We start from the raw sequence: 14398 nt of genomic DNA, 5'->3' as shown, positions 1-14398 counted from the left end.
TAACTGTTAGCAATTAGATGCATTGATTATTTGGTGAAATTATCAATTAACGTACCTAAAATCCCTATAGCAATGGAAAATGTAATCATGCCTAAAGTATAGGCAATAAATGCTTTTATATAACTTCCTGCTTTCTTTTTGTTAAAGAACTGGGCCATGGCCCAGGTACAGTAGGCTACTCCTAGTGGTCCGGAAACTTTCATCAGGCTGTATTTGGTTAATCCTTCTATAATGGCAAAAAAAGAAAAAATCAACATGCCCACGCCCATTACAAAGCACAAGAGGATCAGTATCTCAAAAAAGTTATAGCTATACTTTTTAAAAAACAGTTTCAGCCAAAAGGAAATAAATATGCCCATAATAATATTGCCATAACCATAATGGTTCTGCACCCAATCAACAATTGAGCCTACAGCAGATTTTTCGGTGCCTGTATACACTATATATCCTTTTTCGATATGAAAGAAATGATTGATTATGGTGTAAATTAAAGAAGTAATGATAATGAACAATATGGGTTTTACCAATCTGCTGCGGTTATCGCTGATAAATTCTTTAATGTTTTGTCCGGGCCTGATCAATAATTCTTTTATCGTATATAAAATACCTTTTTCGAAATGTAAAACATGCTGTATTTCGTGCAGGATATAGTGCGAATCGACCCTTTTAATATTTACGGGCTGACCACACTGGCCACAAAAGTTGCTGTTTACGGTATGGCTGCAGTTTCTGCAATTTGTGAGATCAGGGTACATCATACAATTCGATTTGTGTTAAACCACTACAGGAATAAATAAATAAGTTTTGTGTGAAGAAAAAATAACGAGAAAACAATAAATAAACCCACTATAAAAAATGCAATTAAGGCATCCCTGAAAGTTACTTTACGTTTATTTAGCTCGTTTGATCTTAATTCAGACGGTTTTTTCATTATTAAATTATTTTCTGTAAAAGTGGCTACAAAAATATTTTCAGTGACTACACTTTAGTGTAAATTTGTGATTAAGCCATCCTTTACATGAAAGATCATATCAACTCCAGCCTGCTTACCAAGAATAAAATCGCGAAAATATCAGATGAAGCATACTTTCAGCAGCACGATTATCTGGAAGCTGTAAGTGCTTTTGCAAGGCTGACTTACGAAAGTGTGTATGTAATTGATTATGAAAAGATGGCTTTCGAATATGTTTCGGAAAACCCGTTGTTTTTATGTGGCTATTCGCCAGCCGAGGTGCTTAATTTGGGCTATGCGTTTTATTTCAAAAATGTGCCCGAAAAAGATCTCGCTTTATTAAACCTGATTAATGAAGCTGGTTTTGATTTCTTTGCTAAATTACCTGTTAATGAGAAAAAGTTATATAGTATTTCTTACGATTTCCATCTGATCAATCAGGAAGGTAAGCCCATGCTGATTAACCACCGGCTTACACCTTTATTTCTATCTCCGGAAGGAAAAATGTGGAAAGCGATGTGTATAGTTTCCATTTCGAACCACCAGGAAGCGGGCAATATTTTTATTTATAAACAAGGAACCGATGAGGTATGGGCGCTGGATATCAAAGATAATATCTGGCGTAAATCAGAGAAACCAAAACTCAGCCACAGGGAAATAGAAGTATTGCGGTTACATGCGCAGGGTTTAACCATTAACCAGATTGCTGAAAAAATATTTGTTGCTCCTGATACCGTGAAATACTACAGACGTCGGATTTTTGACCGTTTAAGGGTGAGCAACATGGTAGAAGCACTTTCTTATGCCGTTAACAGCAGGATTATTTAGGCAAAATTTTGCTACGCTCGTTTCTAGCGGGCGTTGAATAATTTATCGTTTAACTATTTACGCACTCGTTTACAACGAGCGCAAACGGCATGTTTTATAGACCTCGCAGGTTTCAAAAACCTGCGAGGTCTGAAATCCTGCTAACGAGCATTGAATAATTTATCGTTTACAAACGATTAATATTATTTGGAAATGAGGGTTCAGCTTTTCATCGGATTTTCAATCCCGCTTTCCGTTTTATTCCGATGAAGAATCGGAATGTTCACTTCAATCGGGTTTAGTTACAATGGGTAGTAGCACAGACGTTGACACCCGCGCCATGGTTCGTTTCGTCATGAACCATTTTCTTCATACCTCGCAGGTTTTTAAAACCTGCGAGGTATGAAACCAAATATCCCCTAACATTCAATAAAATAACTCGTGTAACATTATTAATAGTTAGTCTATGGATTTTGTAGATTAAATATTTATCAATATGTTTGCGCTGATCATGAATGCAACAATAATACCCCAAACATCCTCTACCTCTGATATTAATCTTAAACGCTCTGTTTTAAATATCTATTTCCATGGAAATATGTGCTGTTGTTGATTATGATTTTTCCCCCGAAAAGTTATAGGTTAAACCTATGATACCTTAAAACCTGACCACCAAGCCCCCTCAAATATGTGTTGAAATTATTGCCAAAAAAGAACCGGCAAGGAAGCCTCGCCGGTTATCACGGAATATCAGTTCTGTAACGCCAATCACGCACTGATACCCATTCAGCTTTATCCAATGAATTGAATCATTAACATAAAACCCGTTAAATATGGAAATATTTCTCCATAAGAAAAAACCATTCTTATTGGCCAGCCTCATTTTGCTCCTCACTGTGCTGGCCGTACCCCTTAAAATTTTTGCCCAGGTTGAGCCTCCGCCACTGATTAATTCCAAACTGACAGGTACAGTAATCGACTCTTTAACCAAACAACCATTGCCTGGCGTTGTAGTGCGAATTAAAGGCGTTACACACGTAGTTTCGACAGACGGCGACGGTAAATTTGTTTTTATTACAGGACAGAAATTGCCTTATACTTTAATTTTAAGCTCTGTAGGTTACGAAACCAAAGAAATTGTAGTGGGCACCAGTCCAGTTACCATCCGGTTAAAAGAAGTAAACAGCCAGTTAAATGATGTTGTGGTAGTTGGTTACGGTACCCAGACCAGAAAATCGTTAACAGGCTCGGTTTCTACCATTGCTGTTGATGAAGTAAGGGCTAAACCAACAGCCACTTTTGCCGAGCAGCTTCAAGGTAAAGCTCCCGGCTTGCAGGTAAGCACTTCCACCGGTGTTCCTGGCGACGGAATGTTTATCCGCATCCGTGGTACAACTTCTATCAATGCCAGCAACGATCCTTTATATGTAATTGATGGTGTTTATGTAAACAGCGGATCGCTACAACGTATTACTACCCAGGGGCAGGCCAATAACCCTTTATCAGATATCAGTCCGGATGATATAGAAAGTGTTACCGTTTTAAAAGATGCAGATGCAACAGCCATTTACGGTGCCCGTGCAGCAAACGGGGTAATCTTGATTACCACCAAGCGCGGTAAATACAATACGGCACCAAAAGTAAGTTTAAGTGCTTACGTAGGTGTGGCAAAAGCGCCTAAATTATGGGATCTGGTAACAGGGCCACAACATGCCGAACTGATTAACGAATTTTACCGCAACTCTTATGCCGAAGCTTTAGCAACTGCAGCTGCAAGAGGAACAGCTCCTGATACCACTTATAAACATCAGCCCTTCCGCGCACTGACTGATATTCCAAGAGCTAATCCGGCCCCACGTGGTTTGCCACAGGATCAAAACACCTACGACCGTTTAAATAAAGCTTTCCGCACCGGACTGTTGCAAAACTACGATGTTTCTGTTTCGGGTGGTAACGATAAAACCACCTATTATATTGGCGGAGGTTTAAATAAACAGGAAGCGACGCTTAAAACAAACGATTTTAGAAGGGGAAGTTTTAAACTGAACCTCGATCAGAAAATCAACGATTACGTAAAAATCGGAACCAGTAATATCCTTACCCAAACTTACCGCACTAATGCACGTGTAGGCGATGGTCCACAGGGTGGGATTTTACAGTCGGCTTTGCATACCCCAACTTATCTGCCAGAATTTAATGCTGATGGAACCCCGGGTAAATGGGCAGGTTTTGATAACCTTGATGTGCTGCTAAACAATACCAATATGAACAGCACCAGTAACAGGTTAATCAGTAACCTGTATGGTGAGGTGAATATCACCAAAGATTTAACCTTCAAAACCAGCTGGAGTGTTGATTATAACCAATATAACGAATTCCAGTACTGGAACAGTTTAACCAACCTGGGTATTGCGAACAAAAACCTGGGTACCTCAAGTGTAAGCAATAACACCATCTGGACAAACGAGCAAACCTTAAATTATAACCACGTTGCCGGTAAACATACTTTTGGTGCTTTGATCGGTAATTCCTTACAGGGATCAGTATCCAACCAGACCCTGGCGCAGGGTACCAATTTCCCGAACGATTCGTTCCAGCAGATTGCCTCTGCCGCTAACACCACTTCATCTGCATCTGAATCTAAATATACACTGTCGTCATTTTTTGCCCGTTTAAATTATAATTACGGTGGAAAATATTATGCAGTTTTCAGTATCCGTGCCGATGGTTCTTCGCGTTTTGGTGCCAACCATCAATGGGGATATTTCCCTTCTGCAGGTTTGGCCTGGCGTGTTAAACAGGAAAATTTCCTGAAAGATGTTGCCGTAATTTCAGACTTCAAACTCCGCGGAAGTATTGGTGTAACCGGAAATCAGAACGGGATCAACGATTTTGCCTCGCGTGGTTTATGGGGTGCTGGAGCCAACTATCAGAACAATCCGGGTACGGTGCCGTCGCAATTGGCCAATCCTGACCTGAAATGGGAAAGTACCCGTCAGGCCAATATCGGTTTCGATTTGAGTTTCTTTAAAGACCGTTTGACTTTAAGCGGTGATGTTTACGATAAATACACCAGCAACCTGTTGCTTAATCTGCCGCTGGCCTCGAGTAAAGGTTTTTCTTCTATCCTTACCAATGCCGGTGAAATGAGCAATAAAGGATTGGAACTGAATATCAGCAGTGTTAACCTCGATGGTGCGTTTAAATGGAGTACCAATTTTAATATTTCGCGCAACATCAATAAAATTGAAAAACTACCTACACCAGTGGTTGCCGCTTATGCTGCCGAACGTATGGTGCAAGGTTTATCGATGTATACTTTTTATGTGTACAACCAGCTTTATGTTGATCCACAGACCGGAAATGCCGTGTACGAAGATGCCGACAAAAATGGCGTAATCAACTCAAACGATATTGTTCCTGTGGGTAATGCGCTACCGAAATTTAACGGGGGTTTAACAAATAACCTCAGCTATAAAGGCTTCGATTTATCGGTGTTCTTCAATTTTGTTTATGGCAATAAGGTTTACAATAACAACAATTATTTTCTTGAAGGTGGCGGAACCCGCGATGCCAACAGGGCCATGGATGTTTACCAGTTAGACCGCTGGCAGAAACCTGGCGATATTACCAATATGCCAAGGTTAACCGCTTACGGACAAAACTACACCCTGAGCCCAACCAGTCGTAATATTGAGGACGGATCTTTCCTTCGCCTGAGTAATGTAACCCTCGGTTATAACCTGCCGAAAGACTTTATCAAAAAAGCCAGGATAAATTCTGTCAGGATTTATGCAAGTGGATCAAACCTTTGGTTGTGGACTAAATACAAAGGTCCCGATCCGGAGATCAATGTATCATCATCGGCTACCGTACTCGGCTACGATTTAGGTACGCCACCTGTGCCACGTACTTTCCAGATAGGTGCAAACATTACCTTTTAAACCGAATAATCAATCATGAAAAAAGTTATATACATATTCGCAGTCATCATCCTGTTTACTTCCTGCAAAAAGTTTCTGGAGGTACAGCCCCAGTTGCAGGTAGATCAGGATCAGGCCATTATCAATGCCGGTACTGCGGCTACTGCCGTAAATGGTTTATTTAACCTTTTGGCGGCCAACAGTTATTATGGCTCAAACTTCCCGGCACTTTCTTATTTATCTGCCGGAGATATTCAGTGGTCGGGCTCGCAGTCTGATCCCAACGAAATTACTAAACACCTTACTTCTGCTACCAATGGTTATGTGCAGTCGGCATGGACGGCTATTTACAAAACCATATCTCAGGCCAATTATATCATTGATAAGGTGCCAACTGTTAGTGATCCTTTATTGACCACAACGTTGAAAAACCAATACCTTGGCGAAGCTTATTTCGTGCGTGCTCTGGCTTATTTCGATTTGGCACGCGGTTGGGGTGGTGTACAGCTGATCTTAAAACCGACTAATAACTCATCAGATAACAGCAATATTCCACGCAGCAGCCTGGCCGATACCTATGCACAGGTATTAAAAGATTTAAACGCTGCCGAAACTTTGGTGCCAACAGCCGTAAGCCGTAACCGGGTAAGTTTGCGTACTGTGCAGGCGCTTAAAGCCAGGTTTTACCTTTACCAGAAAAACTGGGTGTTGGCCGAGCAATTTGCTACATCAGTAATTAATGATAATGCAAATTATTCACTTGTGGCACCTTACAGCGCTTTTTTTGCCAATAATGCTGTAACCACAAACGAATCGGTACTGGAGCTGGCTTATACCACTTCGAACACCAACGGACACAGCAACTGGTGGTTGCCACCTGCTTTGGGCGGACGTAGAGAATGGTCGCCGAATGATGCTTTGGTTGCTTTGTTAAATAACCCCGCTATTGGGGGTAACCGTAATACTTTAATTGCTCAAACAGCGCCTCCGGGCAATTTATGGTATGGAAAATTATATTACCGTAATCCATTGGGTACCGATCCGGCTTACGTTATCCGCATTGCCGAATTATACCTGATCCGTTCAGAAGCAAGGGCGCAACAGGGCAACCTCATTGGTGCTAACAGCGCGCAAACCGATTTAAATTCGGTTCGTAGCCGTGCCGGACTTGGTGCAACTACTGCGGCTACGTTAAGTGAGATTTTACTGGCACTCGAAAAAGAACGTCAGGTAGAGTTCCCTTTCGAAGCCGATCGCTGGTTTAACCTGGTACGTACAGACCGTGCACAAACCGTGTTGGCCCTGCCTGATAAACACCTGTATCTTTTCCCGATTCCTTATAACGAAACATTGGTTGATCCGCAATTGGCAGGAGCAAACCGTAACCCTGGTTATTAAAAAATTGATTATGAAAAAACTAAGCATTTTTCTTTTGGCCTTAACCGCATTCGGTTATTCGGCTTTTGCCCAATCATCGCCCATTACCGTAAAAAAATCTGATACCAGACATGGACCAGAAAAAGGCAGTCTGCTGATTATTGGGGGCAATGTGGGTTCGCAACGCGATATCTGGGAGAAATTTACTGAACTGGCCGGCGGTAAAGATAAAGCCGTACTGGTGGTGGTTACCACCGCATCGGGCGATTCGGCAGCTTATGATAAAAAAGGGGTTGAAGAAGTAAAACGTCAGACCGGTATCAAAAATGTAACCCTTTTCCACACCAGCGATTTCAAAGAAGCCAATAGCGAGAAATTTATCGCTCCGCTAAAAAATGCAACCGCAGTTTATTTTGAAGGTGGCCGCCAATGGCGCATTGCCGATTCTTACCTCAACACCCTTACGCATCAGGCTTTTATCGATGTGCTGAACAGGGGAGGAGTAATTGCGGGCAGCTCGGCCGGGGCAAGTATTATTGGTTCTTTTCTGTGGAGGGGCGATACCAAAGGCGCACAGGTTTTGGTAGGCGACCATACACAGGGTTTAGGTTTTCTTAAATATTCGGCCATCGATCAGCATTTATTGGTCCGTAACCGCCAGTATGATCTGGTTGATTTTATCCGTAAAGCCCCTGATTTTATCGGCATTGGCCTGAACGAGGCAACCGCCATTTTGGTACAACGTGATACGTTGCAGGTGCTCGGACATTCATTTGTGGCCATTTACGATTACAATACCATTGTAAACAGTGGCGAAAAACATGTGCTAAATAACCGCGAAGATTTTACGGCTTCAAACGGACCGTTTTTCTTCCTTGGTGCAGGCCAGAAATACGACCTGGCCAAAAGGCAGGTGATTAAAGAACCACGGAAATCAGGTAATACCGCTTCAAATTAATCCTTAGAAATTAAAGCAATGAGTAATACCAACATACCATCGCCACCTGTATGGACCAATAGGGAAAAGCTGATTTTCAGGTTCTTCTTTCTCTTTTTTATCCTTCAGGCCATTCCTTTAAGTGTAGATTTTTTTAAAATAGTTTTTGGCTTTAACTGGCTTCACATCAGCTATGGCGATATTTTTAACCTTAGCCGTTTATCAGCCAAATTTCTGCCCGGTGCCGATAGTTTTATCAATTGGATCATCGTTGCGGTAATTGCAATAATTGGTGCGGTAATTTGGGGTAAATCGAAATATAAGGACATCAATTATGACCAGTTTTATTACTGGTTAAGGGTGGTAGTGCGTTACCGTTTGGCCATTGGCATCATCGGTTACGGATTTATCAAATTTTTCCCTTTGCAGGCACCTTTTCCATCTATCAGTAATTTAAATACCAGTTATGGCGATTTTACCGACTGGAAAATATTTTCGATGAGTTTGGGCATTGTGCCATCTTACGAGTCATTTTTAGGCGCAATAGAAATCCTTGCAGGTTTATTATTGTTCTTCCGTAAAACAGCAACCATCGGTGCAGCAATTATCCTGGTATTTACCGGAAATGTATTTATTTCCAACCTGGCTTACGAAGGCGGCGAATTTGTATATGCCACTTACCTGGTTACTTTCGCGCTTTTTGTGCTCTGGTTCGATGCACAGCGAATTTATAACCTGGTATCGCTCGAGCGGCCAACCGCACCCAACAGTTTTAAACCAAATTTTGTAGGGAAAACCAAAACCTTACGTTTGGTGCTTAAAACACTGGTTATTTTCTTTTTTGTTTTCCTTTATGGTTTTAAAACCTATTCTGGTTTTCATCACGATCCTTATCAGTTTCCACGCACCAAAGGTTTGACCAAAACTGCCGGTATTTACAATGTAGGCGAGTTCAGGATCAATGGCCGCGTGTTACCTTATGCTGTCGCAGATTCGATCCGTTGGAAAGATGTAGTATTCGAGAAATGGGCCACCATCAGTGTGCGCTCCGATCGGAAAGTAATTGTTGATTCGGCAAATTACGAACAGGTATTTAAAAATGATAAAGACCGCGATTATGAACTGGCTGGTACCGCCGGAAGGCATTATTACAGTTATACTGTCGATTCGGCAAACCATGTATTGTTATTGGATAACAAAAATCCACACTACAAGGGCGAGCAGTTGCGGTTAAATTATAGCCGCCCTGATAGTGCAACCATCATCCTTTCGGGTACCAATCAGCAACGCGATTCAATTTACGTGGTGCTGAACAAAATCGATAAAAAATATCCTTTAAAGCTTAGCCGTCGCAAAGCACTTAAACTATAAAAAAGCTAATGTTATGTCTGAAATAAAACAGCAGGATATAGAAAACGAAACAACAGCGCAACAGGCCGCAGCTAAAAAGCCATGGTCGTGGCAAAAGAAATTTGGCTTCCGCGTGCTGTTTATTTTCTTCCTCGCTATGTCTATCCCATTTTCGGCCAATTGGTATAAAAACGTATTTACCTTAGATTGGTCGCGACCGCATTACCGAGATCTGTACGATATTGCTCGTTTCCAGCCCAGCTTTTTATCGCTTTTTGGCGGACAGCGCTCGCGTGATATTACCGATTCACCATCAGGTGATGAATCGTCTAAAAAAGATGGTGTCAAAAAGAATAAGGCAGAAAAAGTTGGCGCCAAAAAAGCAGAAGCCAAAAACGAAAATGGAGCAGCTTTACCGCCCAAAAGAAGTTTTCTGGCCGATTATGTAGATTGGGGCATCGCACTGGTATTTGCACTCGTAGGTGCATTAATCTGGACGGCCTTTGACCGCAAGCGCAAATCCTATCACATTCTTTATTACTGGATCAGGGTGGTGGTGCGTTACCGCGCCGGAATCGGCATTATTGGCTTCGGTTTTACCAAACTTTTCCCTACGCAGATGCCATACCCATCGCTGGGTTTGCTCAACAGTAATTTTGGCGATTTTACCGCACAAAAAATATACTGGCTTTCGGTTGGTGTAGTGCCCTGGTACCAGGTTTTTGGCGGTGTGGTCGAAATTGTTGCCGGTGCCATGCTTTTCTTCCGGAAAACCAGCACTTTTGGCGCTATACTTTTAGCGGCTGCGCTAGGTGATATCACTTTCGTAAACTATGCTTACGATGGCGGTGTACATGTGTACGCATTTTATTTTGTGTTGCTCGGGCTGTTTATCGCTGCCGACGATTTTCCTAAATTATACAACCTGCTCATTCTCGAACGTTATACCGTTCCATTCAGGGTATACCCCGATTTTCGGAAACCATGGCTTAAATACACCCGCATTACCTTAAAAGTGCTCACTTTTGTGATCTTTTTCGGCGTGCTTACCTATACCGAGGTGATTAACTTTAAATACGATCCCTACAAACAGCCTGCAACCGCTGGCGTTAAAAAACTAAGGGGAAATTACCGTGTAAGTGAGTTTAAAATTAACGGAGAAGTTATTCCGTTTAATCCGCTCGATTCTACCCGGTGGCAGGAAGCTACTTTCGAAAACTGGACCACGCTAACCTTCAAAATCAATCGACCAGTACTCATTGATCCATCAAACGGAGGGGGTAGCCCGATGCGCGATATCCAGCGTACTTTCGAAATCAGCGGTGTTGCCGGTGGCCAAAGGGCATTTCATTATTATGCCGATACCGTAGATAAAGTGCTGTACCTGCAGGATAAAAATGTGATGGCTTTAAGGGGCGGACGCAAAGGTGCAGACAAGGCCAAAGAAGCCAAACCAAAAGAAGACAACTGGATCAGTAAAACGGCTTGGCAACACATCGGCGATGAAAATAAAATGATCGATAAAGCCGCATGGTCTACCCGCAGAGACCGCGAATTTGAAGAAAAACCAAGGGAAGTAAAACGCCATCGTATGGTACTGCGGTATGATACCACCGATGGTTCGAGGGTTATCCTTTCGGGTATCAATGAGCGAAAAGATTCTATTTACGTCGTGCTCGATCGTTACGACCGACAATATGTATTGCCAAAAAGCACTTTGAGCGCAGGTAAATATTAAGGAGATGAACAAAAAAACGGTACTCATACTCGCATGCCCTGTAATGTTGTTATTGATGTCGCTTAAAACGGCATTTATACCATTACAAGGAAAAAAGCCTTTAACGGATAGCTTAAAGCGGCCGGCTAAATTCGGTTTTGGTCGCCCGGCTACCGCACAGGAAATTGCAGCATGGGATATTGATGTCCGTCCCGATGGGAAAGGATTGCCGGCAGGACAGGGCGATGTAAAAAAAGGAAAGTTATTGTACGCTCAAAAATGTGCAATGTGCCATGGTGTGGATGGTACCGAAAAGCCTGGTGTAAAACTCCCAGGCAACGCATTGGTGGGCGATACATCGGCTACCAGCAAGCCCAAAACCATTGGCAATTACTGGCCTTATGCCACCACTTTGTTCGATTATATGCGCCGTGCCATGCCCTACAATCTTCCCGGCTCTTTAAGCAATGATGAAGTATACAGCATAACAGCCTACCTGCTCAATGCCAACAAAATTATCAAAGCAGATGTGGTACTCGATGCCAAAAACCTATATAAAGTGGTCATGCCGGCTAAAAAACTGTTTATTATGGATGACCGCAAAGGAGGGCCTGAAATAAAGTAATGGAAAAACGCGGAAACAAAGATCAGAAAAAAGCGACTGGTAAAATCAGCAGGCGAACTTTACTGGGAGGGGTACTTGCTGCGGCAGTTTTACCTGTACAATCGTTATTTGCTGATGAAGTGCAACCTGAAACGCCGGTTCTTCCTGAAATTGCAGATGATCCGACTAAAATTGTTGGTCCAGGGCCTGGTCCGCTGGGGAAACGTTCACCATTTGAGCAACCCGTACGCAAACCTTCCGATATTTCTTCGCGTACTCCTTTGCAGGATTTGCACAGCACCATAACGCCGGCCGATTTGCATTTCGAACGCCATCATGCCGGTGTTCCAACCATCGATCCGGCAAAACACGAATTGCTTATTCACGGATTGGTTGATAACCCGATGAAATTTACCCTTGCCGATATCAAAAGGTTCCCAGCTGTTACCCGTACCTGTTTTATCGAATGTGCCGGTAATTTCCGCACAGGTAAAGCCGAAATGACTCCACAGGATATCCTCGGACTTACCAGTCAGAGCGAGTGGACAGGTGTAATGCTCTCTACCCTATTTAATGAAGTGGGCATCAGCGATAAGGCAAAATGGTTTCTGGCCGAAGGTTCGGATGCAGCAATAATGACCCGTACCATCCCCATCGCAAAAGCCTGGGATGATGCCATGATTGTTTATGCCCAGAATGGTGAAGCCATACGGCCTGAGCAGGGTTATCCAATCCGGTTACTTTTGCCTGGTTTCGAAGGCAATATGAATATCAAGTGGTTAAGGCGCATCGAACTTTCTGAAGAACCTTACATGACCAGGGAAGAAACGTCAAAATATACTTACCCTGTAAAAGATAAAATCAGAATGTTTAGCTTTGAGTTGGATGCGCGTTCCATCATCACCTATCCTTCTTATCCCCAAAAGGTAAATAAGGGCTGGGTAGAAATACGTGGAATTGCCTGGAGCGGCAGGGGAAAGGTAGAAAAAGTAGAAGTAAGTACCGATGCCGGCAAAACATGGCAACTGGCTAATTTACAGGAACCCGTATTGAGCAAGGCACATACCTATTTCAGGTATTTGTGGGACTGGAAGGGTGAAGCAACAGAAATATTAAGCCGTGTGACCGACGAAACCGGCTATTTACAGCCAACTTTGGCACAATTGGCAGAGGCCCGTGGAGTAAACCTGGGCGGATACCACATGAACCCCATCACTGCATGGCAGATTAAAAATGACGGGACCGTTTTATTTAAACCGGAAACCATAAAATAACCAGATGAAACTAGAAAAACGGGATTATGATGCAATTGTAGTAGGATCAGGGCCAAACGGATTGGCTGCGGCCATCCTTTTGCAGCAACAGGGACTTTCCGTTTTAATTATAGAAGGTAAAGATGTAATTGGGGGCGGATTGAGCTCGGCCGAACTCACTTTGCCCGGTTTTACGCACGATGTATGCTCGGCCATCCACCCGATGGCACTGGCTTCGCCGTTTTTTAAAACATTGCCACTGGCAGATTTTGGCTTGGAATATTTACAGCCTGTTTTGGCTGCGGCACATCCTTTTGATGATGGTACCGCTGCTATACTGGATCATTCTATCCATAAAACAGCTGATTATTTGGGTGGCGATGCAAAAACCTATACTTCCTTAATGGAAAATATCACCACTGCATGGCCGTTGATTGATAAAGATGCATTAGGACCTTTACATTTCCCCAAACACCCATTGGCAATGGCAGGTTTTGGCCTAAAAGCATTAACCAGCGCTACAGGTTTTGTTAAACGTTTTAAAGAAAAACATGCCCGCGGGCTTTTTGGCGGGATGGCGGCACATGCCATACAACCTTTAAGCAATTTAAGCACTACAGCCATTGGTTTGGTATTATTGGCTGGTGGACACCTTAAAGGCTGGCCGATACCCAAAGGCGGATCAAAATTTATTGCAGAAGCATTGGCCGGTTATTTTAAATCGCTTGGCGGGAAAATCGAAACCGGAATCTTTGTAACTTCTTTAGATCAATTGCCTTCTGCCCATGCGGTGCTTTTTGATGTTACCCCGAAACAGTTATTACAAATTGCCGGGCATAAATTCTCCAGTATTTACAAATGGCAACTCGAACGTTACCGTTATGGTATGGGTGTGTTTAAGGTAGATTGGGCATTGGATGGTCCGATTCCATTTATTGCCGAAGAATGCCGGGGGGCGGGTACCATACATCTGGGCAATACTTTCGAAGAGATAGCCGCAGGTGAACTCATGACCAGTAAAGGCCAGCAGGCCGAAAAACCTTATGTGCTTTTGGCACAGCAGAGTTTGTTCGACCCATCGCGTGCACCCGAAGGAAAACAAACAGCCTGGGCTTACTGCCATGTTCCAAACGGATCAAAACAGGATATGACAACCCTAATCGAAAATCAGGTGGAGCGTTTTGCACCTGGTTTTAAAGATCAGATTTTGGCCAAACACACCATGAATACCGAACAGATGGAAGCGCATAACCGTAACTATATCGGCGGCGATATTAATGGTGGAATACTAGACCTTGGGCAATTATTTACCCGTCCGGCTTTAAGGTGGTCGCCATATAAAACCTCGGCTAAAGGATTATACATCTGCTCTTCATCCACTCCGCCGGGTGGTGGCGTACACGGAATGTGCGGCTACAATGCCGGAAAAAGAGTATTAAAAGATATTTTCAACATAAAAATCAGATAACCACAAAGAA

Annotated in this window: 10 protein-coding genes; 9 read left to right on the top strand and 1 reads right to left on the bottom strand. The window is 42.9% G+C overall.

The window, feature by feature from the left end:
• Positions 1 to 26 precede the first annotated feature (26 nt).
• A complete protein-coding gene (locus DRW42_RS20780; RefSeq protein WP_244215339.1) occupies positions 27 to 758 on the bottom strand; it encodes a DUF3667 domain-containing protein in 732 nt (243 codons plus the stop codon).
• 260 nt (positions 759 to 1018) lie between these two features.
• Here DRW42_RS20780 and DRW42_RS20775 point away from each other — a divergent pair, with 260 nt between their 5' ends.
• The 9 genes from DRW42_RS20775 to DRW42_RS20735 all read left to right on the top strand — a co-directional run bounded on the left by DRW42_RS20775 (position 1019) and on the right by DRW42_RS20735 (position 14388).
• The gene (locus tag DRW42_RS20775; protein WP_113950751.1) at positions 1019 to 1780 is read left to right on the top strand and encodes a response regulator transcription factor; all 762 of its coding nucleotides are present in this window, start codon (positions 1019 to 1021) and stop codon (positions 1778 to 1780) included.
• Positions 1781 to 2592: 812 nt separating this feature from the next.
• On the top strand, positions 2593 to 5703 hold the full coding sequence (locus DRW42_RS20770) for a SusC/RagA family TonB-linked outer membrane protein (protein WP_113950750.1): 3111 nt from the start codon (positions 2593 to 2595) through the stop codon (positions 5701 to 5703).
• Positions 5704 to 5718: 15 nt separating this feature from the next.
• Complete coding sequence (locus DRW42_RS20765; RefSeq protein WP_113950749.1) at positions 5719 to 7080, top strand: RagB/SusD family nutrient uptake outer membrane protein; 1362 nt, start codon at positions 5719 to 5721, stop codon at positions 7078 to 7080.
• A 10-nt stretch (positions 7081 to 7090) separates the two neighbouring features.
• On the top strand, positions 7091 to 8017 hold the full coding sequence (locus DRW42_RS20760) for a cyanophycinase (protein ID WP_113950783.1): 927 nt from the start codon (positions 7091 to 7093) through the stop codon (positions 8015 to 8017).
• 18 nt (positions 8018 to 8035) lie between these two features.
• Entirely contained in the window at positions 8036 to 9367 is a 1332-nt protein-coding gene (locus tag DRW42_RS20755; RefSeq protein WP_113950748.1) for a DoxX family protein, read from the top strand.
• Positions 9368 to 9380: 13 nt separating this feature from the next.
• On the top strand, positions 9381 to 11084 hold the full coding sequence (locus DRW42_RS20750) for an acetate uptake transporter family protein (RefSeq protein WP_113950747.1): 1704 nt from the start codon (positions 9381 to 9383) through the stop codon (positions 11082 to 11084).
• Between the two features lie 4 nt (positions 11085 to 11088).
• The gene (locus DRW42_RS20745) at positions 11089 to 11688 is read left to right on the top strand and encodes a c-type cytochrome (RefSeq protein WP_244215338.1); all 600 of its coding nucleotides are present in this window, start codon (positions 11089 to 11091) and stop codon (positions 11686 to 11688) included.
• The gene (soxC, locus tag DRW42_RS20740; RefSeq protein ID WP_113950746.1) at positions 11688 to 12941 is read left to right on the top strand and encodes a sulfite dehydrogenase; all 1254 of its coding nucleotides are present in this window, start codon (positions 11688 to 11690) and stop codon (positions 12939 to 12941) included. The genes DRW42_RS20745 and soxC overlap by 1 nt, the downstream gene beginning before the upstream one ends.
• A 4-nt stretch (positions 12942 to 12945) precedes the next feature.
• Positions 12946 to 14388, top strand: coding sequence for a phytoene desaturase family protein (locus DRW42_RS20735; protein ID WP_113950745.1), 1443 nt, complete (start codon positions 12946 to 12948; stop codon positions 14386 to 14388).
• The last annotated feature ends 10 nt before the right edge of the window (positions 14389 to 14398 follow it).

The sequence above is a fragment of the Pedobacter miscanthi genome, from assembly GCF_003315595.1.
Classification (GTDB): Bacteria; Bacteroidota; Bacteroidia; order Sphingobacteriales; family Sphingobacteriaceae; genus Pedobacter; species Pedobacter miscanthi.
The sequence above is the reverse complement of the archived record's forward strand: the minus strand, read 5'-3'. Positions and strand labels throughout refer to the sequence as shown.